Source organism: Streptomyces sp. NPDC002138 (genome assembly GCF_040296485.1).
Taxonomy (GTDB): Bacteria; Actinomycetota; Actinomycetes; order Streptomycetales; family Streptomycetaceae; genus Streptomyces.
The window spans coordinates 1-13,971 of the sequence record NZ_JBEOXE010000077.1 but is presented as its reverse complement, the minus strand read 5'-3'; the positions used below and the strand labels follow the sequence as shown (position 1 = coordinate 13,971).

The window sequence follows — 13,971 nt, the reverse complement described above, 5'->3', positions numbered from 1 at the left end:
CGGGCCCTTGACCCCAGCCGACCCTCAGACGAGGTCAGACGTCGAACGGATCACCGGACGTCGTAGGCGCGTGCCACCGTCTGGGTGACGGTGGCCCCCTTGGCGTCGGTCAGCTCGACCTTCAGCGAGACCGGCTTGCCGGTGGCGCCCGTGTGGTCCACGACCGCGCTCCACCGGCCGCCCCGCTCGCCGACCGCGGCCTCGGTCCAGTGCTCGTTGTCGTACGAGTAGGACAGCTTGGCGCTCTTGAGGGCGCCCGGCGCGTAGCCCGCGTGCCCGGTGACGCCGAGCCCGATCCGCTGCCCGGCCGCGGCGGCCACGGTCTTCATGCCGTCCTCGGGGAGGGTGAGCGCCGGGAACAGGATCGGCAGGCCGGTCGAGTAGGCGGAGGCGTCGAGCGCGGAGCGGAAGGTCCAGGTGGTGTGGACGCCCTGCGAGCGCTGCCAGTCCCGCGCGGGGCCGCCGATCTTCTCCAGGTCCTGGGTGAGTTCGTACGTACCCGCTTCGGCCGGGACCTCGAAGACCCCGGAGTTCGGGTACCAGCCGCTGCCGATCTCGACGCCGTCGCGCCGGAGCACCAGCGCGCCGATGTCGCCGAAGGAGCCCGGCAGCGCGTAGTGCGAGCCGTCGCCCCACATCGCGGAGGCGAAGCCGATCAGATTGCCCTGCCGCTCGGCGGCCAGCACCGGCTTGCCCGCCGTGTCGCGCACGCCGACCGGGCCGACGACCCCGTCGTACCAGCTTTCGGAGCGCTGGGAACCCCTGGCGTAGGTGCGCTGCTGATCGGTCATCAGCTCTCCCCACGGGAAGCTGCTGGAGACGAGGTGGTCCCAGGCGGTGTCCCCGGCGGTGTAGTACTCGGTGCGCTCGCCCGGGACCGCGACGGTGTCCAGGGAGCCGAAGTAGACGGCGGTGCCCAGCGGCCGGTAGGCGCTGGTCAGGTCGACGTACGCGGAGGCGGCGCCCATCGCGCGGTAGGCCGAGTGGACGGTCCCGAGGTCGCGGTCGCGCACCCGGTAGGTCCGGTCGCCCCGCAGGGAACCCCGCTCGGTCTGGGCGAGGTTGTAGACGTAGGGGCTCTTCGCCGTGCCCTTCCAGGTCAGCGTGACCTTGCCCTGCGCGAGCCGGGCGAGCAGCGCCTTGGCCTCGGCCGTCTCCAGCGACAGGGCGGGCAGTGAGCCGCCGGTGTAGCCGGTGAAGCCGGTCCAGCGGCCGGGGGCGTCGCGGTGGGCGAGGACGGCCTTGGCACCGGCCGCCTTCGCGTCGTTCGCGACGTCGTACAGCGAGCCGCCCTCGGCCTTCACGAGGACGATCGCACCCCGGGCGCCGGCCGCGGCCAGTTCGGCGGGGGTGCCGCTGCCCGCGTCGACGAGGGGGGCGCTGCCGTGGCCGTCGAGGTTGTCGGCGCCGGTGGAGGCGGTGAGGGGGGGCAGCGCCGGGCCGCCGGACACCTTCAGTTCGTCGAGCAGGGGCGCTGCCTGGCGCCAGTAGCTGCCGAACTCGAAGCCGCCCTCGGTGGCGCGGCCGTCGACGGACGCGTAGAACCCGCGCAGGGTGCGGCCGCCCATGGCGGTTCCGGCGTGCAGCCAGTTCGGGTTCCAGCTGCGGGCGAAGGCGAGGGTCGCGCCGCGGGTTTCGGTGGGCCGGTCGGCCTCGATCGCGAGCCGCCCGGCGGTGCGGGCGTCCAGCACGATCGTGGTGTCCTTCTTCAACTCGACCTGGGGGCGCCCGAGATAGGTGAGGGAGTCGAGCATCGGGTTCTCGCCCGCGTCCCCCGCGTCCGGGGTGGCGACGAAGGAGGAGAGGAAGTACGAGCCCGGGCGGAGCCGGTAGACCTGGTCGGCGGAGCCGTCGTTGAAGCGGCGTTCACCGCTGGCGTCGTCGGTGCCGATGACGTCGAGTGAGGACGGCCCGGCGGCGGGCCTGCCCGCGCGGTCGATGAGCTTGACGCGCAGGGTGACGGTCTCGGGCTGTACGTACAGCGAGAAGGGGGTCGAGACGCGCAGGCCGCCGGGGCCGGTGGCGATCACCCGGCCGGTGACGTCGCCGTACTGCGACCGTTCCAGGCAGGCCGAGGGGCCCAGGGTCAGGGGCACCGTGACGGTGGCTCCGGCGGGGACCGTCACGGTGCGCCGCTCCAGCCGGGCGACCGGGCCGCGGACGGCCGAGCCGTCATTGCCGGTGACGTGTTCCACGCCGAGTCGGAGGGTGACCGGCGTGCTGCCCGTGTTGGTGTACGGGACCTCGAGGCTCGTGCGGTCGCTGCGGTCCTGCGGCCAGTTGTACGCGCCGCCCTGGACGGCGGGGGCGGAGATGACCGTGGTGTCGATGGCCCGCTTCACGTCGAGGCGGCCGCCGCCGGTCTCCCGGACGTCACCGGGGATCCCGGTCTCGGCGGAGCCGACGAGCGCGGCCTTGACCTGCTGGGACGTCCAGTCGGGGTGGCGCTGCTTGACGATGGCCGCGGCGCCCGCGACGTGCGGGGTGGCCATCGAGGTACCCGACATGGACTGGTACGCGTACACCCCGCGGCCGCCCATGTTGGCGGCGGAGATCCCGACGCCGGGGGCGGCGATCTCGGGCTTGAGGGTGTGCGGGAGGCCGGCCGGGCCCCGGCTGGAGAAGGAGGCGGTGGTGTCGTCGCGGTCGACGGCGCCGACGGTCAGCACGCTGGGCGCGCAACCGGGCGAGGAGACCGTGTTGTTGCCGGGGCCGGCGTTGCCGGCGGCGATGACGAAGAGGGTGCCGCTGTTCTGCGCGAGCTTCTCGGCGGCGGCGCTCATCGGGTCGTCACAGGCGGTCTGGGAGGGGTCGCCCAGGCTCATGGAGACGACGTCGGCCTTGCTCTCGACGGCCCATTCCATGCCCGCGATGATCCACGAATCCTGGCCGTAGCCCGCGTCGTTGAGCACTTTGCCGCTGAGCAGCTGCGTGCCCGGGGCGACGCCCCTCTTGGCCCCGCCGCTGGCGGCGCCGGAGCCGCCGACGGTGGAGGTGGTGTGGGTGCCGTGGCCCTGGCGGTCGGCGTCGGTGTCGGAGTCGGTGAAGTTCTTCGACGCGGCGACGCGGCCCCTGAGGTCGGGGTGGTCGAGGTCCACCCCGGTGTCGAGGATGGCGACCTTGGTGCCGGCGCCGTCGTATCCGGCGGCCCACGCGGCGGGGGCGCCCACCTGCTTGGTCGAACGCTCCAGGTTCGTCTGGACCTTGCCGTCGAGCCACAGCTTCTTCAGGCCGCCGGCGCCGCGGGTGCGGGCGGCGGACCGGGCCGTGACGTCGGACCAGAAGGTGGCCGCCTGCGCCTTGTCGGCGGAGAGCGCGACCGCGCCGATCGAGGGGAGGACGAGCGAGCGCTCGGCGCCGCGCGGGGCGGCCGGGGCGCTGCGGGCCGTGTCGAGGCCGTCATAGACCGCGATCAGCGGGAGCTTCTTGGCGTGCGCGTCGTCGTAGCCTTGCCGGATGAGGCCCGTGACGTTGAAGAGTTCCTCGTCGACGGTGCCCGCCGCGAGCGCCTTGACCGCGCTCTCGGGGTAGACGTAGACGTCCTTGCCGGACTGCCGGGTCTGCACGAGGGGCTGGGCGCCGTCCTCGTGGGGCATCGCGGTGGCCGCGGTGCGCCCGGTGGCGTCCGTGGACACCAGGACCTTGTCGCCGGTGACCAGGGTGACGGTCACCGGTCCGGCGGCCTGCCGGGCCGCCGCCTCGCTGCCGGTCAGCGGTCTCTTCGCCGGCCCGGCCTCGCTCGGCTGCGCCGCCGAGGCTCCGACGGCTGTGGCGGCCAGGACGGCGGCCGCGGCCGCCCCCAGTGCCGTGCGCGATATCGGGCGCATCGCTCTCCCCAGGTGAATTCCGGCCAACGGGCGCATTGCACGGCAAAGAAGCCGCGCAAAGGGCTGATGACCGGCGGATGTTGGTGCTGCGGTGGCGTCACCCTGGCAGAGGGGCGGTGGGTGCGGTGATGATGTCCACGGCGGGAATGCGCCGTGGCCGTTTCCCGCCAGAACCGGGTGGCCAGGGACCGGGTGGAGAGCGGGGTGGACGGGTTGCTGGGTGCCATAGGCCTGGACGAGGGGCAGGAGTCGGCGTACAGGGCGCTGGTGGCGCTGGGAGCGGCGGAGGTGCCGGACCTCGCGCACCGGCTGACCCTGCCGCTGCCGCAGACGGAACGGGCGCTGCGGCACCTGGAGCGCCAGGGCCTGGCCGCGCAGTCCTCGGCCCGCCCCGGCCGCTGGGTGGCCGCGCCGCCCGGGGTGGCGCTGGGGGCGCTGCTGACCCAGCAGCGGCACGAGCTGGAGCAGGCGGAGCTGGCGGCGGTGCTGCTGGCCGAGGAGTACCGGGCGGAGGCGGCGGAACCGGCCGTGCACGACCTGGTCGAGGTGGTGACGGGCGCGAGTGCGGTGGCGCACCGCTTCGTGCAGCTCCAGCTGGGCGCGGTGGAGGAGGTGTGCGCGCTGGTCACCGGGCGGCCGCAGGTGATGAAGGGCTCGGAGAACGAGGCGGAGGAACGGGCCACCGTCCGCGGGGTCGACTACCGGGTGGTGCTGGAGCGGGAGGTGCTGAGCCTGCCGAGCGGGCTGCGGGAGGCGTCGACGGCGCTGGGCCGGGGCGAGCGGATCCGGGTGACGGGGCAGGTGCCGACGAAGCTGGTGATCGCGGACCGGAGCCTCGCGATGGTGCCGTTGACGGCCCGGACCGCGGAACCGGCGGCACTGGTCGTCCACGCCTCGGGGCTGCTGGAGTCCCTGATGGGGCTCTTCGAGGCGGTGTGGCGGGAGGCGCTGCCGCTGCGGCTGGGGGCGGCCGGGACGCTGGAGGAGTCGGACGACGGGCCGGACGCCACGGATCTGGAGATCCTCTCGCTGCTGCTGGTGGGGATGACCGACGCGAGCGTGGCGAAGCACCTGGAGCTGGGGCTGCGGACGGTGCAGCGCCGGGTCAAGGGGCTGATGGAGACGGCCGGGGTCACGACCCGGATGCAGCTGGGCTGGCACGCGCGTGAACGGGGCTGGGTGGCCCGATAGCGGCTGGTCGGTCACGCTGATCAGATGGATGTGCCGCAGCTGCTCCTGGTGGGCCTGGTGCTGCTGCTCGGGGTGCTCGGGGTCCTGGTTCCGGGTGTCCCCGGGACCCTGCTGGTCTGGGCGGGCGTGCTGTGGTGGGCGATGCACGAGCGGACCGCCCCGGCGTGGTCGCTGCTGGTCTCGGCGACGGCGCTGCTGCTGGTGGTGCAGGTGGTGAAGTGGCAGCTGCCGCCGCGACGGCTGCGCGGCGTGGGCGTCACGCGGCGGATGGCGGTGTACGCCGGTACGGGCGCCCTCCTCGGCTTCGTCCTGGTCCCCGTGCTGGGCGCGGTACCGGGGTTCATGGGCGGCATCTACCTGTGCGAACGCCACCGCCTGGGCACCCACGGGGAGGCCGTGACCTCGCTGCGGGCGGTGATGCGGGCGGTGGGGACGAGCGTCCTGGTGGAGCTGTTCGCGTGCCTGCTGGTGATGGGGGCGTGGCTGGGGGTGGTGGTGGCGGGGGGCTAGAGACCTAGGGCGGGTGGCCGATGCGGGGGGCCTGGCGGGCTGTGACCCTGGTCCCATGAGGGATTTCGCGGGGTTCAGCGCATCGGAAATCGCCTATCTGTGATCGCAGTACCTGGGGCGGCTGGCGACGGTGGACGCGGCCGGGCAGCCGCAGGCCAACCCGGTGGGGTTCTTCCCGCAGGAGGACGGCACCGTGCTGGTCGGGGGCCCCCGGCGCACCCCGCACGCCGGCGAAGCTGGGAGGAGCGGGCGCGGCCGGCTTGCCCTCCGGGGGCGCCTCAAACGCCGGCGAGGCTGGCAATACGGCGGCACGCCTCGAACACCGACGCGGCCGGGGGCCCCGGCGCACCCCGCACACTGGCGAAGCTGAGGGGGCGGCGGCGCTATTCAGCCTCGCCGGCGATTGAGGCGCCCCCGGAGGGGAGGCCGGGCCGCGCCCGGACGACGAGCCGGACGAACCCAGCCCCGCCGGCGATTGAGGCGCCCCCGGAGGGGAGGCCTGGCCGCGCCCGGACGGACCCGGACCCGCCCGTGATTGAGGCGGCGGGGCCGGGGTGTCAGGAGAGGGGGCCGCGCTTGGCGGCGTGGTTGGCCCGGCCTTCGGCCGACTTCATGCGCCAGTCGCGGCGGATCTCCGACCGGAGCCTCGCATCCGTCTTCGCCACGATCCGCTGATTCTCCCGCAACAGCTTCCGGTAGCTCTCCAGCCGCCGCTCCGGCAGCTCCCCCTCCTCCACGGCCCGCAGCACCGCACACCCCGGCTCCGCCTCGTGCGCGCAGTCGTGGAAACGGCACCGGGCGGCGTACTCCTCGATCTCGGAGAACACCTGCCCCACGCCCGCCTCCGCGTCGAAGAGGCCGACCCCCCGCAGCCCCGGGGTATCGATGAGGACCCCGCCGTCCGGGAGGGCGAGCAGGTTGCGGGTGGTGGTGGTGTGGCGGCCCTTGCCGTCGATCTCCCGGGTGGCCTGGACCTCCATGACCTCCTCGCCGAGCAGCGCGTTCGCCAGGGTCGACTTGCCCGCGCCCGAGATGCCCAGCAGCACGCTGGTGCCGGAGGCGACGATCGCGGTGAGGACGTCCGTACCCTCCCCGGTGAGGGAGGACACGGTGAGTACGCCGACGCCCGGCGCCGCGGTCTCCACGTCCTGGACGAGGTGAGCCAGCGTGACCGGGTCCGGTACCAGGTCCGCCTTGGTCAGGACGACCAGCGGCTGCGCACCGGACTCCCACGCGAGGGCGAGGAAGCGTTCGATGCGGCCGAGGTCCAGCTCGACGGCGAGCGAGACCGCGATGATCGCGTGGTCGACGTTGGCCGCGAGGATCTGCCCCTCGGAGCGCTGCGAAGAGGTGGACCGCACGAAGGCGGTCCGGCGCGGCAAGTACGCCTTGACGTAACGGGGGTTGCCGACCGCCTCGACGGCGGCCCAGTCACCCGTGCAGATGACCCGCAGCGGGTCGTGCGGGGTGACGAAGGCGGTGTCGGCGCGGACGATTCCGTCCGCGGTCATGACGTCGCACTGGCCGCGGTCCACCCGGACGACCCGGCCGGGTACGAGGCCCTGCTCGGCGTACGGAGCGAATTCGGCGGCCCATGCGTCGTCCCAGCCGTACGGGCTGAGGGCGTGCGAGAGCGAAGCGATCTGCTGGAAGGCAGAGAAAGTCAACGGGAACCCTTAAAACAGGGTGGCCCCGGCGGAACACGCGCGTGGCGCGCGGAAGGTGAGTGAAGGTCAGCCGGAGACCACAGGAAGGAGATTGACGAACGCGTGAGTGCGGGCAGTGCCCTGCGCGACGACAGTCATCAATGGACTCACCTCCTGTGTCATACGGATCCGCACGCGGCGGTTCCGGTCCACTCGGCGTGAACGGCTTCACGGTAACCCGCCCCAACTCCCCCGCGCCAACTCTTTTTCCGCGCCTTTTCCGACCCGCCTCTCAGGCCCGTCCCTCAGGCCGTTTCCTCAGGCCGCGCCCCAGCCGGTGCCCGGGATGCCGAGCCGGTCCGCCACGGTGGTGAGGGTCTCCCCCAGGGGGAGGGTGACGCGGGTGACGGCATGCCGGTCGCCCCGGGTCGGGTCGCGGTTGACGATCAGCACCGGCTTGCCCGCCCGGGCGGCCTGGCGGACGAAACGGAGTCCGGACATCACCGTCAGGGAGGACCCCAGCACCAGCAGCGAGGCCGCCTCGTCCACCAGCTCGCGGCAGCGCTCGACCCGGCGCGGCGGAACGGATTCACCGAAGAACACCACGTCGGGTTTGAGGACGCCGCCGCACTCCGCGCAGCTCACCACGGAGAAGTCCCCGACCTGCGCGTCGGTGAGGTCGGCGTCGCCGTCCGGGTTCAGCCCGGCGGCCACGGGCGCGAAGCCCGGGTTCGCCGCGTCCAGCCGCCGGGCGAGCTCGCCGCGCGGGCTGCGGGCCCCGCAGGAGAGGCAGACGACCCGGTCCAGACCTCCGTGCAGCTCCACCACCCGCTCGCTTCCGGCGGCCTGGTGCAGCCCGTCGACGTTCTGGGTGATCAGCCCCGCGAGGAGCCCGTACCGTCCGAAGGCCGCCACGGCCTCGTGCCCGGCGTTGGGCCGGGCCCGGCCGAAGGTGCGCCAGCCCAGGTGACTGCGCGCCCAGTACCTGCGGCGGGCCCGGGGGTCGGCGGTGAATTCCTGGTAGGTCATCGGGGTGTGCCGGCTCAGGCTCCCGCCCTCGCCCCGGTAGTCGGGGATGCCCGACTCCGTGGACAGGCCCGCCCCGCTGAGCACGACCACGCCGCCGACCCGCAGCGCGTCGACCACCGGCTCCGGATCCGTGGAACCGGGCGGCAGGTCCTCGGGCGGCGTCCAGCTCAGCGTGGGGCGCGTGCGCATGCCGCCAGCGTACGGGACGGGTACTTCCATAGGGTGGGCCTCATGACACCACGACTCGACATGATCGGCCTGGTCGTATCCGACATGGCCGCCTCGCTCGCCTTCTACCGCCGGCTCGGGCTGGACGTCCCGGCCGAGGCCGACAAGGAGCCGCACGTCGAGGCCACCCTCCCCGGCGGCCTGCGGATCGGCTGGGACACGGTGGAGGTCATCCGCTCCTTCGACCCGGAGTGGACCCGCCCCGAGCCCGGCGCGGACCGGGTCGGGATGGCGTTCCTGTGCGACTCCCCCGCCGAGGTCGACGCGCTGTACGCGGAACTGAGCACGACCGGCGGCGGAGCGCCGCACCTGGAGCCCTGGGACGCCTTCTGGGGGCAGCGCTACGCCATCGTGCTGGACCCGGACGGCGGCGCGGTCTCGCTGTTCGCCGCCAGCGCGTAAGCCCGTACGGGCCCCACGGGCTCAGTGTTTGCGCAGGCGGGACGAGTAGTCCTCGGGCGGGAGGAACTTGGACCACCGCTCGGGGAACTCGGACGGCATCCCCGCGTCCTCGTCGTCCTCCGACTCGCCCTCGGCCAGGGCCCGCCAGGCGGCCGCGCGGGCGATCAGCTGGGCGGCCTCGGCCTCCCGCACCCGCTCGTTGGCCTCGCGGGCCGCCGCCGTCGCCACCGAGGGCCAGACGCGGTCGATCGCCGCGTTGACAGCGGCGCCCACCAGGACGGCGAAGGCCGAGATGCCGATCCAGAGCAGGACGGCGACGGGCGCGGCCAGCGATCCGTAGATCGTCGGCCCCTCCACCGTGTTCGTCAGGTAGATCCGCAGCAGGAACGAGCCCAGTACCCACATGGCCAGGGCGATCAGCGCGCCCGGCACGTCCTCGATCCAGGGCGAACGCACCGGCACGGACACGTGGTAGAGCGTGGTCAGGAAGACGATGGACAGCAGCGTGACGGTCGGCCAGTACAGCACCGCCACCACTTCCGTCCCCCACGGCAGCCACCGCACCACCGCGTCCGGGCCCACCACGAGCAGCGGCAGCACGACCGACCCGACCAGCAGCGCGACGACGTACAGCACGAAGGCCAGCAGCCGGGTCCTGACGATGCCGCGCTGGCCGTCGAGCCCGTACATCACCGTGATGGTGTCGACGAAGACGTTGACGGCGCGCGAGCCCGACCACAGGGCGAAGGCGAAACCGAGCGAGATCAGGTCGGGGCGGGCGCGCCCGGTCACGTCGTCCAGCATGGGTTTCGCGATCTCGTTGACGCCCCGGTCGGAGAGGATCGTGCCGACCGCCCGCAGGATGTTCTCCTCGATGCTCTGCACCGAGGTGCCGCCGCTCCAGCCGTCCACGTAGCCGACCAGCCCGAGCAGACCCAGGAACAGCGGCGGCAGTGAGAGCAGCGTGAAGAACGCCGCCTCGGCCGCGAGTCCCAGGATCCGGTACTCGATGCACGAGTTGACCGTGTCCTTGAGCAGCAGCCAGGCCATCTTGCGCTTGGAGACGTTGCGGTAGAGGGCCCGGGCCCGGTGGAGCCGCCCCGGAGGCCGCTCGGGTGTTTCATTTGCTGGCTGCACCTCCTTACCGTATCGGCATGGCACCCACCACCCACACAGTCAGCAACCAGGCACCACCCCTGGTCGGGTACGACGTCTACGGCGGCGACCGCGCCCTCACAGAGGGCGTGGAACGGCATCTTCCCCCCGAACTCCTCGTGGGCGTAAGGGAAGAACTCACCGGACTCGGGCGCGCGGCGGGCTCCGCGCAGGCCCAGGAATGGGGTGCCCAGGCCAACGAGAATCCACCGAAGCTCCGCACACACGACCGGTATGGGAACCGGATCGACGAAGTGGACTTCCACCCCTCCTGGCACCGTCTCCTCGGCCACGCGGTGTCCGCCGGGCTCACCGACGCCTGGGGGCGCGAGGCGGGGCACCTGCGCCGCGCCGCCGGGTTCTTCGTCTGGTCGCAGGCCGAGGCGGGCCACGGCTGTCCGGTCTCCATGACGCACGCGGCGGTGCCCGCGCTGCGCACGGACCCGGAGCTGGCCGCCGAGTGGGAGCCGCGGCTCACCTCGCACGTGTACGACCAGGGGCTGCGCCCGGCCGGACAGAAGGCGGGCGTCCTCTTCGGCATGGGGATGACCGAGAAGCAGGGCGGCAGCGACGTACGCGCCAACACCACCCGGGCGGTGGCGCTGGACGCGTCGGGCGAGTACCTGCTGACCGGGCACAAGTGGTTCTGCTCGGCCCCGATGTCCGACGGCTTCCTCGTCCTGGCGCAGGCGCCGGGCGGCCTGACCTGTTTCCTGGTGCCGCGGGTGCTGGCGGACGGGACGCGGAACGTCTTCGCGATCCAGCGGCTGAAGGACAAGCTCGGCAACAGGTCGAACGCGTCGAGCGAGGTGGAGTTCGACGGGACCTGGGCCCGGCGGGTGGGCGAGGAGGGCCGGGGGGTGCGCACCATCATCGAGATGGTCGCCGCGACCCGGCTGGACTGCGTGATCGGATCGGCCTCGCTGATCCGGCAGGCACTGACGCAGGCCGTCCACCACACGGAGCACCGTTCCGCTTTCGGGGCGAAGCTCATCGAGCAGCCGCTGATGCGCAACGTGCTGGCGGACCTGGCCGTCGAGTCGGAGGCGGCCACCGTGCTGACCCTGCGGCTGGCGGCCGCGTACGACGCGGGGACCGAGCAGGAGCGGGCGTTCCTGCGGATCGCGGTGCCCACCGCGAAGTACTGGGTGACCAAGCGCTGCACGCCGGCCGTCGCGGAGGCGCTGGAGTGCCTGGGCGGGAACGGGTACGTCGAGGAGTCCGGGCTGCCCCGGCTGCTGCGGGAGTCCCCGCTGAACTCGATCTGGGAGGGCTCGGGCAACGTACAGGCCCTGGACGTGCTGCGGGCGCTCCAGCGGGAGCCGCAGGCCCTGAACGCCTTCCTCCAGGAGGTCGGTCTCGCGCGGGGCGCCGATCACCGGCTGGACGCGGCCGTCAAGAACCTGCTGACCGAGCTGGCGGACCTGGAGGGGATCGAGGCGCGCGCCCGGCGGGTGGTGGAGCGCATGGCGCTGGTCCTGCAGGGTTCGCTGCTGGTGCGCTGGGCTCCGCCCGCGGTCGCGGACGCGTTCTGCGCCTCGCGGCTCGGCGGGGACTGGGGGGCCGCCTTCGGGACGCTGCCGCACAGCCTGGATCTGGGCGCGGTGGTCGAACGGGCGCGGATCACGGGTTAGGAGAGGTCCCCAAACCGCTCCGAGCCCGGATCCGGGCCCGTCTCCGGCAGCAGGGTGGCGCCGCGCCGACTCGGCACCACACCTGCTCCGGGCAGCCCCGAGGAGGAGCCTTCACGCCGCCTGTCGGCGTGACGCACAGTCTCGGTCGGGCGGCCGGGACTTGGCGAGAGTTGCAGACCGTTGCAACCTGTGAGTCCGACGGGGAGTCCGGCACGCCCGGTCCGGTCCATTCAGGAGGATCCTGTGGCAACCACTGAGGGTGGCGCGGGAGCCGCGGTCGACGTGGCGCGGCTCGCCGCCATGGACGCGCGCGACGCGGCCCGGCTGCTCAAGGGCGTACGGGCGGCGGCGCTGTCCGGGGGCCGGCCGCCGGCCGCGCCGCGCCCCGAGATCGCCGCGTCGTGGCGCCGGATGATGGCCGGCGGCGTGCATCCCGACCGGGACGCCCGCTCGCGGATGCTGTCGGCGGCCGAGACGGAGGAGCGGCGCCAGGTGTCGCCGCTGCGGGCGCTGCTGCCGGTGCTGCGCGAGGGGCTGCTCCCGGCCCTGGACGAGGCGCTGCACATCATGGTGATCGCCGACGCCGACGGGCGGCTGCTGTGGCGGGAGGGCGCGGCCTCGATCCTGCGCCGGGCGGACCGGCTGGGCTTCGGGGTGGGCGCGGACTGGGACGAGGCGGTGGTGGGCACCAACGGGGTCGGCACGGCCCTGGTCACGCGGCGCCCGGTGCAGGTGTTCTCGGCGGAGCACTTCGTCTCCAGCCACCACGACTGGACGTGCGCGGGGGCTCCTGTGCACGATCCGCGCGACGGGCAGCTCCTCGGCGTGGTCGACGTGAGCGGGCCGCTGGCCACGATGCATCCGTCGACCTTGACGTGGGTGGCCTCGGTGGCCCGGCTGGCCGAGCGGGAGCTGCGGATCCGGCACCTGGAGTCCCTGGAGGGGCTGCGGGCGGTGGCGGCCCCGCTGCTGGCTCGGCTGCCGGGGCGGGCGATGGCCGTGGATCCGCACGGCTGGACGGCGGCGGTCACCGGGATCGCCCCGGCCGACCGGGTGTCGCTGCCGAAGGGCTTCGGGCCGGGCCGGCAGTGGGTTCCGCAGTTGGGCGACTGCGTCGTGGAGCCGCTGCCGGGGGGCTGGCTGCTGCGGGTCGAGCAGGCCCGTACAGGCGCGGCGGCGGGCCGGGTGGTGCTGGACCTGAGCCGGGTCCGGGCCTCGTCGGCGACCGTGTCCGGGGCGGCGGGCAGCTGGACCCAGGAGCTGAGCCCGCGCCACGCGGAGCTGCTGTTCCTGCTGGCGGAGAGCCCGCGGGGGCGGTCGGCGGCGGAGCTGGCGCTGGAGCTGTTCGGGGACGCGACGCGGACGGTGACGGTACGGGCCGAGCTGTCGCGGGTACGGCGTCACCTGGCCGGGGTGCTGACACACCGGCCGTACCGCTTCGCGGAGGACGTGGAGGTGGAGGTGGTCCGGCCGGAGCGGCCGGCCGACCTGCTGCCGCACTCCACGGCGCCGGCCGTGATCAGGGCTCGGCAGCCGGATGTGGTTCCCTGACCTGCATGAGCACCTTCACCCTCACCACCTGGTCCCTGGAGATGACCTCGCCGGACGACCTCGTTCCGGCGGCCGTTCCAGGGGCCGAGATCACCATCTCGCGCGCGGAGGTCCCCTCGCCCGAGTTCAGCCGCTTCCTGTACGCCTCGGTCGGCGGTGACATCCACTGGACGGACCGGCTGTCGCTGACGCGGGCCCAGTGGGTGGAGCAGCTGGGCCGGCCGGGGGTGGAGACCTGGGTGGCCTATGACCGGGGGACGCCGGCGGGGTACGTGGAATTCGACCCGCAGGACGACGGTGTGGTGGAGATCATGTACTTCGGTCTGCTGCCGGAGTTCCGGGGGCGGCGGATCGGGGGGCACCTGCTGTCGGTGGGGGTCGCGCGGGCGTGGGACCTGGCGGTCCGCTGGCCGGAGCGGGAGCCGACGAAGCGGGTGTGGCTGCACACGTGCAGTCAGGACGGCCCGACGGCCATGGACAACTACCTGCGGCGCGGGTTCCGCCTGTTCCGCACGGAAACGGAACCGAAGCCCCTCGCCCCGACCCCGGGCCCCTGGCCGGGCGCGTAACCCCTGGCGGGCCGCCCCCCTGACCGGGCCCCGCCTCCCCTCCGGGGGCGCCTCAAACGCCGGCGAGGCTGAGTTCGGCCCGGCCCCACCGCGCGGGCGAGGCCGGATCCACCGCACGGGGCGGGGTCGCGAGGGGCGACTCCCGCCGGTACCCCGTCCGCGGGCCCGCCTCCCCTCCGGGGGCGCCTCAATCGCCGGCGAGGCCGGGTTCGGCCGAGCCCGGCCACCC

The 13,971-nt window shown here is 73.7% G+C and carries 10 protein-coding genes and 1 pseudogene; 7 read left to right on the top strand and 4 right to left on the bottom strand.

Features of this window, described 5'->3' with window-relative positions; all coding sequences use genetic code 11:
• Positions 1–50: 50 nt before the first annotated feature.
• On the bottom strand, positions 51–3,827 hold the full coding sequence (locus tag ABT084_RS32885; RefSeq protein ID WP_351051914.1) for a S8 family peptidase: 3,777 nt from the start codon (positions 3,825–3,827) through the stop codon (positions 51–53).
• Between the two features lie 213 nt (positions 3,828–4,040).
• Between ABT084_RS32885 and ABT084_RS32880 the strand changes: the two genes are divergently transcribed.
• The 3 genes and pseudogenes from ABT084_RS32880 to ABT084_RS38090 all read left to right on the top strand — a co-directional run.
• Positions 4,041–5,018, top strand: a complete 978-nt coding sequence (locus ABT084_RS32880; protein WP_351051959.1) for a helix-turn-helix domain-containing protein — start codon at positions 4,041–4,043, stop codon at positions 5,016–5,018.
• Between the two features lie 24 nt (positions 5,019–5,042).
• Positions 5,043–5,528, top strand: coding sequence for a DUF456 domain-containing protein (locus ABT084_RS32875; protein WP_351051912.1), 486 nt, complete (start codon positions 5,043–5,045; stop codon positions 5,526–5,528).
• 55 nt (positions 5,529–5,583) lie between these two features.
• Positions 5,584–5,736 (top strand): annotated as a pseudogene (locus tag ABT084_RS38090) (PNPOx family protein); the annotation flags it as partial.
• 349 nt (positions 5,737–6,085) lie between these two features.
• Here the strand turns inward: ABT084_RS38090 and rsgA are convergent.
• Positions 6,086–7,195, bottom strand: a complete 1,110-nt coding sequence (gene rsgA / locus ABT084_RS32865; RefSeq protein WP_351051910.1) for a ribosome small subunit-dependent GTPase A — start codon at positions 7,193–7,195, stop codon at positions 6,086–6,088.
• A 297-nt stretch (positions 7,196–7,492) separates the two neighbouring features.
• On the bottom strand, positions 7,493–8,392 hold the full coding sequence (locus tag ABT084_RS32860) for an NAD-dependent protein deacetylase (protein ID WP_351051907.1): 900 nt from the start codon (positions 8,390–8,392) through the stop codon (positions 7,493–7,495).
• 42 nt (positions 8,393–8,434) lie between these two features.
• On the opposite strand from ABT084_RS32860, the gene ABT084_RS32855 reads away from it, so the two are divergent.
• The gene (locus ABT084_RS32855) at positions 8,435–8,833 is read left to right on the top strand and encodes a VOC family protein (protein WP_351051904.1); all 399 of its coding nucleotides are present in this window, start codon (positions 8,435–8,437) and stop codon (positions 8,831–8,833) included.
• A 21-nt stretch (positions 8,834–8,854) separates the two neighbouring features.
• Here the strand turns inward: ABT084_RS32855 and ABT084_RS32850 are convergent, their stop codons facing one another.
• On the bottom strand, positions 8,855–9,970 hold the full coding sequence (locus ABT084_RS32850; protein ID WP_351051901.1) for a YihY/virulence factor BrkB family protein: 1,116 nt from the start codon (positions 9,968–9,970) through the stop codon (positions 8,855–8,857).
• A 17-nt stretch (positions 9,971–9,987) separates the two neighbouring features.
• Between ABT084_RS32850 and ABT084_RS32845 the strand changes: the two genes are divergently transcribed.
• From ABT084_RS32845 to ABT084_RS32835, 3 genes are all read left to right on the top strand, one after another.
• Positions 9,988–11,622: an acyl-CoA dehydrogenase family protein gene (locus tag ABT084_RS32845; RefSeq protein ID WP_351051899.1), complete on the top strand. Its 1,635-nt coding sequence runs from the start codon at positions 9,988–9,990 to the stop codon at positions 11,620–11,622.
• Positions 11,623–11,922: 300 nt separating this feature from the next.
• Positions 11,923–13,173 carry a GAF domain-containing protein gene (locus ABT084_RS32840; protein WP_351051956.1) on the top strand — a complete coding sequence of 417 codons (1,251 nt, stop codon included), beginning with the start codon at positions 11,923–11,925 and terminating at the stop codon, positions 13,171–13,173.
• A 5-nt stretch (positions 13,174–13,178) separates the two neighbouring features.
• Positions 13,179–13,742, top strand: a complete 564-nt coding sequence (locus ABT084_RS32835; protein WP_351051896.1) for a GNAT family N-acetyltransferase — start codon at positions 13,179–13,181, stop codon at positions 13,740–13,742.
• Positions 13,743–13,971: the final 229 nt, after the last annotated feature.

Excerpts from the sequence above, each read along its gene's own strand:
- ABT084_RS32885 (WP_351051914.1), bottom strand. The coding sequence starts at position 3,827 with ATGCGCCCGATATCGCGCACGGCACTGGGGGCGGCCGCGGCCGCCGTC.
- ABT084_RS32875 (WP_351051912.1), top strand. The coding sequence starts at position 5,043 with ATGGATGTGCCGCAGCTGCTCCTGGTGGGCCTGGTGCTGCTGCTCGGG.
- ABT084_RS32860 (WP_351051907.1), bottom strand. The coding sequence starts at position 8,392 with ATGCGCACGCGCCCCACGCTGAGCTGGACGCCGCCCGAGGACCTGCCG.
- ABT084_RS32855 (WP_351051904.1), top strand. The coding sequence starts at position 8,435 with ATGACACCACGACTCGACATGATCGGCCTGGTCGTATCCGACATGGCC.
- ABT084_RS32845 (WP_351051899.1), top strand. The coding sequence starts at position 9,988 with ATGGCACCCACCACCCACACAGTCAGCAACCAGGCACCACCCCTGGTC.
- ABT084_RS32840 (WP_351051956.1), top strand. The coding sequence starts at position 11,923 with ATGGACGCGCGCGACGCGGCCCGGCTGCTCAAGGGCGTACGGGCGGCG.
- ABT084_RS32835 (WP_351051896.1), top strand. The coding sequence starts at position 13,179 with ATGAGCACCTTCACCCTCACCACCTGGTCCCTGGAGATGACCTCGCCG.